Genomic DNA, 16214 nt, shown 5'->3' with positions numbered 1-16214 from the left:
CTAGGTCGCCTTAGAGAATGCTTTTCGGTGCGTATGAATCGACATCAGAATACCAAAACCAGCCATCAAGGTTACCATTGATGTGCCGCCATAACTGATGAGTGGCAACGGTACACCTACTACAGGTAGGATGCCACTTACCATGCCAATATTTACAAAAATATACACGAAGAAGCTGAGTACAATACTGCCTGCCATCATTCGTCCAAATGCGGTTTGCGCTTGGCTGGCGAGATATAAACCTCGTCCAATAATAAATAGATAGATGGCTAAAAGGCAAAGGAAGCCAATCATACCCCATTCTTCAGCAATTACTGCAAAGATAAAGTCAGTGTGTCGTTCAGGAAGAAATTCTAGTTGTGACTGCGTACCTTGCAACCAACCTTTGCCGGAAATACCGCCGGAGCCAATCGCAATTTTACTCTGAATAATGTGGTAGCCCGCTCCTAGCGGATCAGACTCCGGGTTAAATAGAGTACGAACTCGCACTTTTTGATACTCTCGCATCAAGAAAAACCACAGAATTGGAATGAAACCACCTAATGCAATCGCAGCACCAGCAATTATTTTCCAGCTAATGCCTGCGAGGAAGATAACAAAAATACCGGAAGCCGCGATCAGGATTGAGGTACCTAAGTCAGGCTGTTTTGCAATGAGAATGGTTGGTAAGCAGACCATAATCAGTGCAACAATGAGTGTTCTTAGCGTTGGTGGGAGGGGCTGTCTACCAACATAGCGAGCCACCATTAATGGCACCGCGAGCTTCAATAGCTCTGACGGTTGAAAGCGCACAAAACCGAGGTTAAGCCAACGCTGCGCGCCTTTCGATGCTTCACCGAAAAACAGCACGCCGAAAAGCAGTATAACGCCACCAACGAACATCAAAGGTGCCAAGCTTTCGTAAGTTCGTGGAGAAAGCTGTGCAAGGACGAGCATCACAACGAGTGAAAGCACCATTCGCATGGCTTGGCGATCCATCATCAGTAAACTTTGGCCACTGGCGCTGTACATGATCACCAGGCCAAACCCCATCAGGGCCAGTATGCCAAGTAGGAGTGGTAAGTCGATATGGAAGCGTTCAAACAGGGCGCGATTTTTACCTGTAGAGGGATCCATCTTCATTACTGTTTTACCTCTTTCTTCGCATTGTTTTCAGGCTCAATTTCTTCTGGACCAAGAACGACTCGGTCAAAAATTTTCCTTACTACTGGGGCACCGTTACTAGAACCACCACCGGCATTTTCTAGTACTACAGTGACGACCACTTTAGGATCATCAAATGGTGCAAAGCCAGTAAATAACGCATGGTCACGTAAGTGCTCGGCGATCTCATCGGCGTTGTACTCTTCGTTTTCACCCAGACCGAAGACCTGTGCAGTACCTGATTTACCCGCTGTTTCATAATTCATTTTGTAGAATGAGCGGCGAGCTGTCCCACGCGTGCCATGGTTTACCCGACGCATGCCTTCTTTCGCCATATCCCAGTACTTTTTAGGCACATTCTTGATTGGTGGGTAAGTCACGTATTCTGTCGTTTGTTGCTCTTCGAAGTCGTTACCATTTTCTATCGTCGCTTTGAGCAAGTGAGGTGCGATCACTTCTCCCTCGTTTACTAATACGGAGGTTGCTTTGGCGATTTGCATTGGTGTTGCTGTCCAATATCCTTGGCCGATACCCACAGGGATCGTATCACCTTTATACCATGGGGTTTTATGGCGAGACATTTTCCAGTCACGAGTCGGCATATTCGCCTTACTTTCTTCGTAGATATCAATGCCAGTGTAATCACCAAAACCGAACATCATCATCCAATTCGAAATACGGTCAATACCCATGTCATAAGCGATTTGATAGTAGAAGGTATCAACAGACTCTTCGATCGACTTAATGATATCGACGCGTCCGTGCCCCCAACGCAACCAGTCACGGAATGGGCGAGTGTTGGAGTTTGGTATGCGCCAATAACCAGGATCATTTCGCGTGGTGTTAGGTGTGACGACACCTTCTTGCAGCGCGGCTACCGCCATAAATGGTTTGATGGTAGACGCAGGGGGGTAAATGCCAAGTGTAGTGCGGTTGACCAAAGGACGGTTTTTATCGTTCAAAAGGGCGCGATAGTCTTTACCTGAGATTCCGTGCACGAACGAGTTAGGATCGTAGCTAGGGCTCGAAACCATAGCCAGTACGCCGTTGTCTCTAGGATCGATCACTACAGCACTGCCTCGGCGGCCGTCCAATAATTGGTGTACGTACAACTGCAAGTTGATATCAAGGTTTAAAACGATGTCTTTTCCGGGTACAGGTGGAACGTACTTTAAGGTGCGAATTACTCGGCCGCGGCTGTTTACCTCGACTTCTTGATATCCGGCTGTACCGTGTAAGAGGTCTTCGTAGTATTTTTCAATACCCAGCTTACCAATGTCGCGAGTGGCTTGATAGTTTGCGTCTTTTTCTTCTCGGATCAGGCGCTGCATGTCGCGATCATTGATTCGAGAAACATACCCAATCACGTGGGTTAAGACTTCGCTGAAAGGGTAGTAGCGCTTTAAGGTCGCACTTATTTCCACACCTGGAAAGCGGTACTGATTGACGGAGAATACCGCTACTTGTTTTTCGTTCAGTTGGGTAAGCAGTGGGACCGATTTAAATCGACGAGTCCGTTTACGCTCGTGGTGGAAACGTTCAATCTGGTCTGGTGTAATTTCCAGAATAGTTTGTAACTCTTGGATGGTTGCATCAATGTCTTTAATTTTTTCTGGGGTCAGTTCTAAGTTAAAGACGGGACGGTTCTCTGCCAGTAAAACGCCATTTCGGTCATAAATTAGACCTCGGTTAGGCGCGATAGGCACTACTTTGATGCGGTTATCGTTCGAGCGGGTTTGATAGTCTTGAAACTGGTTCACCTGAATGTTGTACATGTTGGCAACCAGAGCTCCCATCAAGACAACAATGCCGATAAAAGCAACAATAGCGCGGCTGGCAAACAGACGCGCTTCGGCTTGATAATCTCGGATTTGACTGCGGCGTTTACGAATCATTAACGCTTGGCTCTAAAGTTAAACAACGATTATTCGCGATGATAAGGGTGGTTAGCGGTGATGCTCCACGCTCGGTATAAGCTTTCTGCCATTACGATACGCACTAGAGGGTGGGGTAGCGTTAAGGCAGATAATGACCAGCTTTGGTCTGCTGCAGCTTTGCATGCAGGAGCGAGTCCTTCAGGACCGCCGATTAATATTGATACATCACGGCCATCTAATTTCCAAGCTTCTAACTGCTCAGCGAGTTGAGGAGTGTCCCATTTTTTACCTGGGATATCTAACGTGACGATACGGTTGCCTTTTGGTACCGCCGCGAGCATCGCTTCCCCTTCTTTTTGCAGGATGCGAGCGATATCGGCATTCTTACCACGCTTGCCAGCAGAGATTTCAATCAACTCCAACGGCATATCATGCGGGAAACGGCGACGATATTCTTGAAAGCCTTCCTCAACCCATTTTGGCATTTTTGTGCCAACAGCAATTAGTTGAATTTTCAAAAGATTAACCCCAGAGTTTTTCTAGCTGGTAGAGTTCGCGGTGCTCTTCTTGCATCACGTGAAGCATGGCGTCGCCCATATCTAGGACTACCCATTCACCTTCGTTTTCACCTTCCATTCCTAGTGGCTCAAGACCGGCTTTTTTCACTTCTGTTGCAACATGGTCAGCGATGGATGAAACGTGGCGTTTGGATGTACCAGTACAGATGATCATGTAATCTGTCACGCTTGATTTATCTTCCACATTTAGGACGATAATGTCTTCCGCTTTCATGTCGTCGGCTTTATCAGCTAAAAAGTCTTTCAGTTCTTCGCGAAGCACTCGGTTTTCCTCGGTTTGTCTCTTATCTCTACAGTGTTTTACATTCTTGCTTGCAAAACAGGTCGCGCACTATATCACGCTTTGATTTTTAAATTGCCAGCTTAATATCAGGAGAGCAGGTTTCTAAGCTCAACTGATGAATAGTTGGCCATACAGACTCGTCATACTGAGTTTTGGCTTTTATCTCGGCTTGAGCCAATAAGGAGAGCAATGCACAAATACGACCCGCTGATAAGCGGGCCAGTGCTGCGTTATAGAGTGGACGCTTGTTTTGCCAAACTCGATATTTCTCAAATACCTGGTTCATTCCCATTTGAGTTAAGTCTTGATGCATATTTAAAAGTTGGCTCAACTCTTTTTGTACACTTCGAATCAAGATCACGGTCTCAACCCCTTCCGCCTCAAGTTGGCGAAGAATACGTTGTGCACGGTTTGCTTTACCTGCCAGTAAGGCGTCGATCCAGTTAAAGGTAGTGAAGTGATTATGGCGACTTAGGGCTTCCTCTAAACGTATGATGGTCAGCTCACCATCCGGATAGAGTAGGGCCAATTTCTCTAAGCTTTGTGTCAATGCAAATAGGTTACCTTCATGCCATTGAGCCAACATTTGCAGTGATTGCTGATCGGGTTTTAGTCCCAACGTGCGGCAACGTGTCTGAATGAACATAGGTAGGCGTTGAAGGTCTGGCGACAAGCAGCTTACCCAATCGCCTTTTGAGCTTAATGCTTTGAACCATTTCGCATTTTCTTGGGCTTTGGTCAGTTTGCTACCAACAATGACGAGCATGATGTCATCATGAAGCATATCACACAGTGTTTGCAGCTCTTTGCTGACGGCGGTTGTCACGCCACTTTCAGGAATTTCAAGCTCAATCAATTGACGGTTTGAAAACAGGCTCATCGCTTGGAAACAGTCGTAAACTTGGTTCCAGTCGATGCTAGCATCCACAGCAAAACGGTGTTTTTCCTCAAAACCTTGTTGAAACGCTGCCTTTTGGATGGCTTGGCGGCTTTCTTGAATCAGTAACGGCTCATTACCAAAGATTAAGTAAACCTGTTTAACTTGTTTACTTAAATGATCCGTTAGCTTATCGGCATAAATTCGCATAGTGACTAAGAGTTTTTGTTCGCTGGCTCTGAGATTTGTCCTGCTTCATATTCGGCACGAATACGGCCCAACTGGCGCATCATCTGTTTTGCAGCTTGCAAGCGCATCTCGTCTTCAATTACGTCACGCTCAACAGATTTTGCAAGTGCGGTCAACGGGTTGTCTAGGTAGTTGCGGTTTACTGTTGTCGTAAAGTTTTTAGAACCATAGCCAGGAATTGTCACACGGTATTTTACTACGTATGTCAGCTCTTTTTCTGCTGCACGGCTATTTTGATAAAGCGATAGTGTACGCTCATCGATTGTCGCTTCCGTCAAATGAAGGTTGGGTACCGTCGATGAGGGTTGAACAAGTTCAACTTTGTTCAGTTCGAGTTGAGAGCGAACATAGCGAGTTAATTCACTGTATTCATCGTAGCTGGAGAAAGACATAGTGTGCAGCTCTTCCGGTACGGAATACTCGCCGCGAAGGTGAAAACCACAGGCAGAAAGAAGCCCCGCTAATACCAATACCACTGGTAGTTTAATCAAAGAGAAAAAGCGCATTGATTGTATTCATCCTAAATTGAAGGGGTTATTTACCTTAAACCACTCATGTGAATGGTTTGAGGTAAATAAACAGGGTAGCGAACTACCCTGTTTAATGACTCTTGGTTAACAAATAAGTTCGCTAAACAGAGACAAATTGCAAGCTGTGATTAGTTTGCAACGATGTTCAGCAGTTTACCTGGAACGTAAATAACTTTACGAATAGTCAGGCCATCAGTGAACTTAACCACGTTTTCGTCGTTTAGACCAAGCTGTTCGATATCGTCTTTAGAGATATCCGCTGGGACTGTTAGCTTCGCACGTAGCTTACCGTTAACTTGAACAACGATAGTTTTTTCGTCTTCAACTAGCGCTTTTTCGTCAAACGTCGGCCATGCCGCGTTATCAATGTCTGTTTCACCTAGTGCTGCCCATAGCTCGTATGAGATATGCGGAGTGATAGGGTAAAGCATGACAACAATAGCTTTCAGTGCTTCGTCAAGGATTGCACGATCTTGCGCAGATTCTTGAGGCGCTTTCGCTAGTTTGTTCATCAGCTCCATGATCGCTGCGATCGCGGTGTTGAATGTTTGACGACGAGCGATATCGTCCGTCACTTTCGCGATAGTTTTGTGAACGTCGCGGCGAAGTGCTTTTTGATCACCAGAAAGCGCTGAGGTATCTACTGCTTCTGCTGCGCCTTTCGCTGTGTGCTCTTTAACTAGTTTCCAAACACGTTTTAGGAAGCGGTTCGCACCTTCTACGCCAGACTCTTGCCATTCAAGTGTCATGTCCGCTGGAGACGCGAACATCATGAATAGACGTACTGTGTCAGCGCCGTACTTGTCTACCATTTCTTGAGGGTCGATACCGTTGTTCTTAGACTTAGACATCTTGATCATGCCTGAGTGCGTTACATCACGACCTTCAGTGTCTTTAGCAGAAGTAATGCGGCCTTTACCATCACGTTCAACGGCTACGTCTGTTGGAGCTACCCACTCTTTGCCGCCTTTCTCGTTCTCGAAGTAGAACGCATCAGCCAGTACCATGCCTTGACACAGTAGTTGCTTGAACGGTTCGTCAGAAGTTACGTAACCCGCATCGCGCAGTAGTTTGTGGAAGAAGCGTGAGTACAGTAGGTGCATACAAGCGTGCTCGATACCACCGATGTACTGATCTACTGGTAGCCAGTAGTTTGCTTTTTCTGGGTCTAGGATGTCGTCCGCTTGTGGTGAACAGTAACGCGCGTAGTACCAAGAAGATTCCATGAACGTATCGAACGTATCTGTCTCACGTAGAGCAGGTTCGCCGTTAAAGGTTGTCTTCGCCCACTCTTTGTCTGCTTTGATTGGGCTGGTTACGCCGTCCATTACCACGTCTTCTGGAAGAATCACTGGTAGTTGGTCAGCAGGTACTGGGTGAACTTCACCGTCTTCAGTCGTTACCATTGGGATTGGTGCGCCCCAGTAACGTTGACGAGATACACCCCAGTCGCGTAGACGGAAGTTTACAGTCTTAGTGCCTTTGCCTTCTGCTTCTAGCTTCGCTGCAATTGCATCGAACGCCGCTTGGAATTCTAGGCCGTCGAATTCACCAGAATCGAACAGTACGCCTTTCTCTGTGTATGCCGCTTCAGAAATGTCTAGCTCGCTGCCATCAGCAGGCTTGATAACAGGCACGATGTCTAGACCGTACTTCGTTGCGAACTCGTAGTCACGTTGGTCGTGTGCAGGTACTGCCATTACCGCGCCTGTACCGTAGTCCATCAGTACAAAGTTTGCTACGTATACTGGTACTTCGCGGCCGTTCAATGGATGAATCGCAGTAAGGCCAGTTGCCATACCTTTCTTCTCCATTGTCGCTAGCTCAGCTTCTGCAACCTTGTTGTTCTTACATTCGTCGATAAACGCTGCAAGCTCTGGATTGTTCTCTGCTGCAAGAGCTGCAAGAGGGTGGCCGGCTGCGATACCCACGTAAGTCACACCCATTAGCGTATCTGGACGTGTTGTGTAAACTTCTAGGTCTTGTTGACCCTTAACTTCAAACTTCAGTTCAACACCTTCAGAACGACCAATCCAGTTGCGCTGCATGGTCTTCACCATTTCAGGCCAACCTTCAAGCTTGTCTAAGTCGTCTAGTAGCTCTTGAGCGTACTCAGTGATTTTGATGAACCATTGAGGGATTTCTTTTTGCTCTACAGGCGTATCACAACGCCAGCAACAACCGTCTTCAACCTGCTCGTTTGCAAGAACAGTTTGGTCGTTAGGACACCAGTTAACAGAAGAAGTCTTTTTGTAAACTAAACCTTTCTCGTAAAGTTTAGTGAAGAACTCTTGTTCCCAGCGGTAGTACTCCGGTGTACATGTTGCGAATTCACGGTTCCAATCGTAACCAAAGCCTAGAAGCTTAAGTTGGTTCTTCATGTATTCGATGTTTTCGTAAGTCCAAGGTGCTGGCGCAGTTTTGTTTTTTACTGCTGCGTTTTCTGCAGGTAGACCGAATGCGTCCCAACCGATAGGTTGCATCACGTTTTTGCCTTGTAGGCGTTGGAAACGAGATACTACATCACCGATAGTGTAGTTGCGCACGTGACCCATGTGCAGTCGACCACTTGGGTATGGGAACATGGACAGACAGTAGAATTTTTCTTTATTTGGGTCTTCACTTACAACAAAGGTTTTGTTGTCATCCCAGTGCTTTTGAACTTTTTGTTCAATATCTTGTGGGTTGTATTGTTCTTGCATCGATGGTATCCGTTATCTTGGAATTTGTGAGTTCGGTTAGAACAGACTTAAATAGATCGTCATAGAATACCTAAAGCTAGGGATCACAACAATAGCCAATCTGTACCCATGCGCCCTTAAGTGACGCAGGTAGGAGAAAGATGGAGGTCAGTTATGCCTAAACGTAAAACAGGTTATGAGGAAATGCTCGAGGATGTGATTGAAACCTTGAAGCACAGTCCGGAAGAAGTTAACAAAGCGATTGAGACGTCGGGCAAAGTGGTGGATGCTGCTAATGACTTGACCAAAGATGAATTGGCTTTAATCAAAGCGTACCTTAAAGCAGACTTAAAAGAGTTTTCAGAGAGTTACGAGGATAGCAAAAGCGGCCCGTTTTACTTAACGATTGCGGACTCGATATGGCAAGGGCTGTTAGAGATTACTGACCGAACTAAAGTTGAGTGGGTTGAGTTGTTCGATGACTTAGAGCATCAAGGGCTATATGAAGCAGGAGAGGTGATAGGCTTAGGCACTTTAGTCTGTGATGAGTGTGGTCACAAGACAACGTATAACCACCCAACTGTAATCATTCCGTGTATTAAATGTGGTCACAAAGGCTTTACTCGTCAGTCATTAAAGCCATAAATGGCGCGTAACGACAGTATAATGCTATGAATAAAAAAGAGGCTTAGTCGCCTCTTTTTTGTCTTTTCTACTTTCAAGCTGTTATCAGCTCTGTTTTCTTCTTAAGCCGAGCGCCAGCGCTAAACTTAACCCAACCCAAATATACAATGGCCAAGTACCAAGGACTCGATATGGCGTTTGTCCATTGGTTGGGGTGAGCTCTGCGCGCAGTACTGCAGTTTCAAACTGCGGTACTTGCTCAACGATTTTACCTTTGTGATCGGTTACCGCTGTTAATCCGTTGTTAGTCGAGCGGATGAGCGGTTTACCTAACTCTAAGGCACGCATACGGGCGATCTCCATATGCTGAAGAGGACCGATAGAGTGACCAAACCATGCATCATTTGAAAGCGTTAGAATGAAGTCTGTTTCGTCAGTCACATTTTGACGCACTTGCTCATTAAAGATGATCTCATAGCAAAGCGCTGGTGCCATGTGCATGCCATTCGCAACGATGTTTGGCTGCACAAAAGCCCCACGGCTAAACGACGACATCGGTAGGTTAAAGAATGGCGCTAATGGGCGCAAAATATCTTCAAATGGTACAAACTCACCAAATGGTAGTAGGTGATGCTTATGGTAACGTTCGCTTAAATCGAAGCTGTAGTCACCGTATGGTGTGATGCCTAGGGACAGAATACTGTTGTAGAACTGTCGATCTTCAGCTTGGTTGACGACACCGGTGATGATTGCGCTGTTATTCATTTTTGCAGCGCTGTCGATATTGCTCAAAAATGAAGGCACTTCAATTTCAAAAGCGGGAATTGCTGCTTCTGGCCAAACGATAATGTCAGCGTCCCAGTTTTCACGAGTTAAGTCAGCGTACTTCATGATGGTTGGCCAACGTTGACTTGGTAGCCACTTTAGGTTTTGGTCTACGTTACCTTGAATTAGTGCGAGCTTAGTCGTGTCTTCTGGTCGGGGTGTTACCCAATCGTAGTTGCGAATCCCAAAGCCAGTACTGAGTAGCACCGCAGGGATAATCACCATCAGCCACTGCTTATGAATCCAGGCATAGGCTAACGCCCCTGCGCTGATAAGGATAAATAGAGTAAGCAGTTCTACGCCGCCAATTGGTGCAAAGCTTGCGAGTGGAGCATCTATCTGGCTATAGCCTAGCCATAACCAAGGGAAGCCAGTCATCACCCAACCACGCAACCAATCACTGATCAGCCATAAAGCAGGTGCAGCGAGAAGTGCTTTTGTGAGCGTAAATTGAGGAAACAGCTTGTTGTTGAGCCAAGCAAATAAGCCTGAATAAACAGCCAAGTAGGCAACAAGCAAGCCCATTAAAAATAAATTGGCAATGAGCGGCATACCGCCAAAACCGGAGATACTGACGTAAACCCAGCTAACGCCAGTTGCAAATTGACCTAACCCCCAAGCATAACCAATCCATAGTGCGCGTTTCGGAGTTTGGTTAGCAAGAAGAATCAGTAGAATTGCTGGGCTAAGAATGGCAATAGGCCACAGCTGGTAAGGAGCGAAAGCGAGTGTAGTAGAGGCGCCAACAAAAGCGGCCACTGAGGGCCGCTTAAGGCGATGAAAGAGTTCATTCATCATTGTAATTTTCTGAGATTCCCAATGGGTATCGCGTTACTCTTGAGTGGCTTCAACCAGGGTTTCTTCGTCTGGGATCGTCACTTGGAGTTGAATGACACGACGGTTATCGGCAGCGGTGACTTTGAAGTTGTAGCCTTCAATTTCAACCAGTTCACCACGAGAAGGTAAGTGACCAAAGGCAGTCATGACCATACCACCAACGGTATCAACTTCCTCATCGCTGAAGTTGGTTCCGAATGTCTCATTAAACTCTTCGATGGTTGTCAGCGCTCTGACAGCAAACGTATGCTTGCTTAGTTTACGAATGTCCGTCTCTTCACTTTCATCGAATTCATCTTCAATATCCCCGACGATTTCCTCAAGGATATCTTCAATGGTCACAAGACCAGAAACACCACCGAATTCATCGACAACAATGGCCATATGATAACGTTCTTCACGGAATTCTTTCAGCAGTCGATCAACGCGTTTACTTTCCGGTACTACAACCGCTGGTCGAATGACTTCTTCGATATCAAATGGATTGCTGCCTGAGCCTAAGTATTTAAGTAAGTCCTTCGCTAGAAGTATGCCTTCCACATGGTCTTTATCTTCGCTGATCACAGGGTAGCGAGAGTGTTGAGCATCGGTAATCAAAGCAACCAAGGTATCAAGGTCGTGAGTACGCTCAACGGTAACCATTTGCGAACGCGGGATCATAATGTCACGCACACGCATTTCGGAGATTTCCATAACACCTTCGAGCATATCGCGAGTGTCATGGTCAATCAGGTCGTTAACTTCAGAGTCGCGGATAACATCCACAAGCTCTTGGCGATCTTTTGGTTCGCCCTGAAATAGTTGACCTAGACGTTCAAAGAAGGACTTTCTACTCGGACCTTCTGCCTTTTCTTTCTTATCTTCGTTAGAAGAGGGAGAATTATCTTCGTTCATTGTTTCTCAATTAAGTAACGCTATCAGAAGTGTGATAGCACACATAGAGAGGCGAACACGAGAGTCATTTAAGTGGTTCGCCTTTCCCTGTCGAGTGGCCAATAGCTACTCTTTTTCAGCAATGTAAGGATCTTCATAACCCATACCTTGCATGATTTCGGTTTCGAGGGACTCCATCTCTTCGGCTTCGTCATCCTCTATATGATCATAACCTAGCAGATGCAAGCTGCCATGTACAACCATATGCGCCCAATGTGCTAGCAGAGGCTTGCTCTGTTCAACCGCCTCTTTTTCAACAACTTGGCGGCAAATAATCAAATCACCAAGTAAGTCTATTTCCATACCAGGAGGTGCTTCAAATGGAAACGACAACACATTAGTTGGTTTATCTTTGCCGCGATACTCATGGTTGAGCGTATGACTTTCTTGTTCATCAACAATACGAATGGTGACTTCGGCTTGTGGCTGGAAGAGAGGAATTGTCTTATCTAGCCACAATTGGAAATCTTGCTGCGAAGGCAGACCTTCTTCATTTTCGACTGCCAGCTGCAGATCAAGTTCAATCGCCATGATTATTCCTTAGTTGAAGCAACTTGTGCATTCAGTTCGGCTTTTGCTGCTTCTAGTAACTTCGCATCGCGTTCTTCACGACGGCGTTTCTCGAACTCTTTACGCTCTTTCTGGTCTTGTGCTTCCCACTTCTCGTACGCGTTAACGATACGAGCAACCACAGGGTGACGTACAACGTCGTCGGCTAAGAAGAAGTTAAAGCTGATGTCGTCAACTTCGCTTAATACTTCAATAGCATGACGAAGACCCGATTTTGCACCACGAGGTAAGTCGATTTGCGTGACATCACCAGTGATAACTGCGCGAGAGTTAAAACCAATACGCGTTAGGAACATCTTCATCTGTTCAACTGTGGTGTTCTGACTCTCATCAAGAATGATAAAGGCGTCGTTTAGAGTACGACCACGCATGTAAGCAAGAGGGGCAACCTCAATCACGTTACGTTCAATCAGCTTCTCTACGCGCTCAAAGCCCAGCATTTCAAATAGGGCGTCGTATAGCGGACGTAGGTATGGGTCGACTTTCTGGCTTAAATCACCAGGTAGGAAGCCCAATTTCTCACCAGCTTCAACCGCTGGACGAGTAAGTAGAATACGGCGGATCTCTTGGCGCTCTAGTGCGTCAACAGCTGCTGCTACAGCAAGGTAGGTTTTACCTGTACCAGCCGGGCCAATACCAAAAGAAATATCATGCGTGACCATGTTAACCAAGTACTGCGCTTGGTTTGGCGTACGTGGTTTGATCACACCTTTCTTGGTTTTGACGAAGACTTCTTTACCGTGCTCGATATTAGACTCAGTATTCTGCTCAAGAACACCAGACTCTTTGATCGCTAGGTGGATTTGCTCAGGCTCAATATCTGGGATCTCACCTCGTACAGGTGCGGTATCAACATATAGAGTTTTCAGGATATCCAGCGCAGCTGATGCGGTATTAGGTTTACCGACAATCGTAAAGTGGTCACTACGGTGGTTAATTTCAACGCCTAGACGACGTTCTAAATGCTTGATGTTGTCATCGAATGGACCGCACAGGCTAGCTAGTCGGCGGTTGTCTGAAGGTTCTAGGTTAATTTCTAGAGTTACGATTTTATTGCTCAATGTTGCCTCTCATTTTTTGCCACTTAGTGAGAGCCTGATAACGACCAGGCTCTCCATGGCTATTTATACGAGCTTACGGCGTAAAAGTAGCTACACCCAGCTCATCTTCGCGACGTGTTTTCGCCATCATCTGCGTTGGGGAAATCACACTACGAAGATCCATGTCTTTTTCAGTACGTACTAGCTCACCACGCAGTGAGTTTGCAAATACGTCTACGATCTTCACATCAACGAACTGACCAATTAGGTCTGCACTACCTTCAAAGTTTACTACACGGTTGTTTTCTGTACGAGCGCGTAGTTCCATTAGGTTTTTCTTCGAAGGACCTTCAACTAGAACACGTTGTTCTGTGCCAAGCATTAAGCGAGAGTAACGCATCGCTTGAGCATTGATAGTTTGCTGTAGTTCGTAAAGGCGCTCTTTCTTCACTTGTTCTGACACATCACAAGGGTAATCCGCTGCTGGCGTACCTGGACGTGGAGAGAAAATAAAGCTGAAGCTCATGTCAAAGTCTACATCTTTGATTAGCTTCATGGTGTCTTGGAAGTCTTTGTCTGTCTCACCAGGGAAACCAACAATAAAGTCTGAACTGATTTGAATATCAGGACGAGCTTTACGCAGTTTACGGATGATCGATTTGTATTCGATAGCGGTGTGAGGGCGTTTCATCATCGTTAGGATACGGTCACTACCACTTTGCACAGGTAAGTGCAGGAAGCTCACAAGTTCTGGGGTATCTTCGTATACTGCGATGATGTCGTCTGTGAATTCTAACGGGTGGCTCGTCGTGAAACGAATACGGTCGATACCATCGATAGACGCAACCAAACGAAGCAGTTCTGCAAATGAACAGATCTCACCATCGTGCATAGGACCACGGTACGCGTTTACGTTTTGCCCCAGAAGGTTTACTTCACGTACGCCTTGTTCAGCAAGTTGGGCGATTTCGAACAGTACGTCATCCATTGGACGGCTTACTTCTTCACCACGAGTGTACGGTACGACACAGTAAGTACAGTACTTAGAGCAGCCTTCCATAATAGAAACGAATGCTGTCGCACCTTCTGCGCGAGGTTCAGGTAGGCGGTCGAATTTTTCGATCTCTGGGAACGAAATGTCCATAACTGGTGCATCATCGGACTGAGATTGTTTGATCATCTCAGGTAGGCGGTGCAAAGTTTGTGGGCCAAAAATAACGTCAACGTATGGTGCACGTTCACGAATATGGTCACCTTCTTGCGTTGCTACACAACCACCTACACCGATAACTACGCCAGGTTTTTTATCTTTTAGTGTTTTCCAGCGGCCTAACTGGTGGAAAACTTTCTCTTGCGCTTTTTCACGGATCGAACAGGTGTTAAGTAGAAGTACGTCTGCTTCCTCTGGCTCTTCCGTCAGCTCGTAGCCGTTTGCAGCATTAAGCAGGTCGGCCATTTTTGATGAATCGTATTCGTTCATCTGGCAGCCCCAGGTTTTAATTAGCAGTTTCTTACTCATCTCACTTTCGCTCGTTCAGTTGTACTTAAATCGGAGAGCTATTGCTCAAATTATAGCCGCCATCACGGCGGTAAGCGGCGTATTGTACTGCTTTAAAAAGCACCTGACTAGTGATCTAGCTAATTCTCTGCAAAGCCTGATGAAATCTAGTTTTTCGCCCTATGCAGAACAAGGTTTTTTGTTAAACAATTTTGTAAAAATAGCCATGGAAAGTACAATAAAAAACGCCAATTAATCAGCACGATGAAGAGTGAAAAATGAACAAGTATGACATCGCCGTGATCGGTGGCGGTATGGTTGGGGCAGCCGTCGCTGTTGGATTTGCCAAGCAGGGCAGAAGCGTTGTCTTGGTTGAAGGTACAAAACCTAAAGTTTTTGATGCCGCTCAGGCGATGGATATTCGTGTATCTGCAATCTCGCACCAGTCGGTGGAGTTACTTGATTCACTCGGAGCATGGTCAGAGATCAAGAGCATGCGAGTTTGTCCTTATCGTCGCTTAGAAACTTGGGAGCACCCAGAGTGCCGTACTCGTTTTCACTCTGATGAATTGTCATTGGATCAGCTAGGTTACATCGTTGAAAATCGCCTAATCCAATTAGGTCTTTGGCAAGTCTTCTCTCAGTATGAAAATCTAACCGTGATGTGTCCTGAGCGATTAAAAGCCATTGAGTTTGCAGATGTAAACCTTGTGACACTAGAAAGTGGGGAGCAGTTTGAAGCTAACTGGGTGATTGGTGCTGATGGTGCAAACTCTAAAGTTCGTCAATTGGCTGGAATTGGTGTAACTGCGTGGGACTACCGACAACACTGCATGTTGATTAACGTGAAAACAGAATTGCCTCAGCAAGATATTACTTGGCAACAATTTACACCTTCAGGCCCACGTTCATTTTTACCTCTGTGCTCTTTGAGTAACGACGATGGTCAAGTAGTAGGCCAAGGTTCTTTGGTTTGGTATGACTCGCCTAAACGTATTAAACAACTGTGTGCGATGGGTAAACCTCAACTAAGGGAAGAAATCTTACGTCATTTCCCTGCTGAATTAGGCGATATTGAAGTTTTACAGTTTGGCTCATTCCCACTCACTCGTCGTCATGCGCAAAGCTACTCAAGCAAAAATTGCGTGTTAGTGGGTGACTCTGCTCATACGATCAATCCGCTTGCAGGGCAAGGGGTAAACTTAGGCTTCAAAGATGTAGACGTTCTCCTTTCGGTAACAGAACACCAAGAAAAGCTGGAAGATACCTTACTCGCGAAATACGAACGCGCACGTCGACCTGACAACTTACTCATGCAGACGGGCATGGACTTTTTCTATAAAGGTTTTAGCAACGATCTTGGGCCATTGAAGTTCGTACGTAATGCTGCATTGAAGCTTGCTGAAAACTCAGGGCCAATTAAGGCTCAAGTACTGAAATACGCGTTAGGTATGTAGTAAGCTACTCAAATCACAGATAGAAAAAAAGCGAGCCATGAGCTCGCTTTTTTAATTCGGCAAATCTAATGATTTCCCGAGTCCAGAACCAAAAAAAAGAAAAAACCCAGCAAAGTCATGCTGGGTTTTCCGATAATGGTGCGGAAGGAGAGACTTGAACTCTCACACCTTGCGGCGCCAGAACCTAAATCTGGTGCGTCTACCAATTCCGC

Annotated in this window: 14 protein-coding genes; 2 read left to right on the top strand and 12 right to left on the bottom strand. The window is 46.0% G+C overall.

Features of this window, described 5'->3' with window-relative positions; translation table 11 throughout:
- The 7 genes from rodA to leuS form a co-directional block, all read right to left on the bottom strand.
- Entirely contained in the window at positions 1 to 1122 is a 1122-nt protein-coding gene (gene rodA, locus R8N28_RS16370) for a rod shape-determining protein RodA (protein WP_005384128.1), read from the bottom strand.
- On the bottom strand, positions 1122 to 3038 hold the full coding sequence (gene mrdA / locus R8N28_RS16365; RefSeq protein ID WP_005384126.1) for a penicillin-binding protein 2: 1917 nt from the start codon (positions 3036 to 3038) through the stop codon (positions 1122 to 1124). The genes rodA and mrdA overlap by 1 nt, the downstream gene beginning before the upstream one ends.
- A gap of 29 nt (positions 3039 to 3067) precedes the next feature.
- Entirely contained in the window at positions 3068 to 3538 is a 471-nt protein-coding gene (rlmH, locus tag R8N28_RS16360; protein WP_017821762.1) for a 23S rRNA (pseudouridine(1915)-N(3))-methyltransferase RlmH, read from the bottom strand.
- 4 nt (positions 3539 to 3542) lie between these two features.
- Positions 3543 to 3860 carry a ribosome silencing factor gene (gene rsfS, locus R8N28_RS16355; protein ID WP_005373015.1) on the bottom strand — a complete coding sequence of 106 codons (318 nt, stop codon included), beginning with the start codon at positions 3858 to 3860 and terminating at the stop codon, positions 3543 to 3545.
- 88 nt (positions 3861 to 3948) lie between these two features.
- Positions 3949 to 4968, bottom strand: coding sequence for a DNA polymerase III subunit delta (gene holA, locus R8N28_RS16350; RefSeq protein WP_065274240.1), 1020 nt, complete (start codon positions 4966 to 4968; stop codon positions 3949 to 3951).
- Positions 4969 to 4973: 5 nt separating this feature from the next.
- Entirely contained in the window at positions 4974 to 5513 is a 540-nt protein-coding gene (gene lptE, locus R8N28_RS16345; RefSeq protein WP_005384122.1) for an LPS assembly lipoprotein LptE, read from the bottom strand.
- A 152-nt stretch (positions 5514 to 5665) separates the two neighbouring features.
- Positions 5666 to 8239 carry a leucine--tRNA ligase gene (gene leuS / locus R8N28_RS16340; RefSeq protein WP_005384121.1) on the bottom strand — a complete coding sequence of 858 codons (2574 nt, stop codon included), beginning with the start codon at positions 8237 to 8239 and terminating at the stop codon, positions 5666 to 5668.
- Positions 8240 to 8392: 153 nt separating this feature from the next.
- On the opposite strand from leuS, the gene R8N28_RS16335 reads away from it, so the two are divergent.
- Positions 8393 to 8863 (top strand): zinc ribbon-containing protein, encoded by a 471-nt coding sequence (locus tag R8N28_RS16335; protein WP_005373024.1) that lies wholly within the window; start codon positions 8393 to 8395, stop codon positions 8861 to 8863.
- Between the two features lie 84 nt (positions 8864 to 8947).
- Here the strand turns inward: R8N28_RS16335 and lnt are convergent, their stop codons facing one another.
- The 5 genes from lnt to miaB form a co-directional block, all read right to left on the bottom strand.
- Positions 8948 to 10465, bottom strand: coding sequence for an apolipoprotein N-acyltransferase (lnt, locus tag R8N28_RS16330; RefSeq protein WP_064376806.1), 1518 nt, complete (start codon positions 10463 to 10465; stop codon positions 8948 to 8950).
- A gap of 33 nt (positions 10466 to 10498) precedes the next feature.
- The gene (corC, locus tag R8N28_RS16325; RefSeq protein ID WP_005384118.1) at positions 10499 to 11398 is read right to left on the bottom strand and encodes a CNNM family magnesium/cobalt transport protein CorC; all 900 of its coding nucleotides are present in this window, start codon (positions 11396 to 11398) and stop codon (positions 10499 to 10501) included.
- A gap of 105 nt (positions 11399 to 11503) precedes the next feature.
- On the bottom strand, positions 11504 to 11968 hold the full coding sequence (gene ybeY / locus R8N28_RS16320) for an rRNA maturation RNase YbeY (RefSeq protein ID WP_005373030.1): 465 nt from the start codon (positions 11966 to 11968) through the stop codon (positions 11504 to 11506).
- Positions 11969 to 11970: 2 nt separating this feature from the next.
- Entirely contained in the window at positions 11971 to 13068 is a 1098-nt protein-coding gene (locus R8N28_RS16315) for a PhoH family protein (protein ID WP_065274241.1), read from the bottom strand.
- Positions 13069 to 13141: 73 nt separating this feature from the next.
- A complete protein-coding gene (gene miaB, locus R8N28_RS16310) occupies positions 13142 to 14566 on the bottom strand; it encodes a tRNA (N6-isopentenyl adenosine(37)-C2)-methylthiotransferase MiaB (RefSeq protein ID WP_005373038.1) in 1425 nt (474 codons plus the stop codon).
- 257 nt (positions 14567 to 14823) lie between these two features.
- Between miaB and R8N28_RS16305 the strand changes: the two genes are divergently transcribed.
- On the top strand, positions 14824 to 16002 hold the full coding sequence (locus R8N28_RS16305) for a 2-octaprenyl-3-methyl-6-methoxy-1,4-benzoquinol hydroxylase (protein ID WP_017821766.1): 1179 nt from the start codon (positions 14824 to 14826) through the stop codon (positions 16000 to 16002).
- The last annotated feature ends 212 nt before the right edge of the window (positions 16003 to 16214 follow it).

Source organism: Vibrio sp. Vb1554, assembly GCF_033344235.1.
The sequence above is the reverse complement of the archived record's forward strand: the minus strand, read 5'-3'. Positions and strand labels throughout refer to the sequence as shown.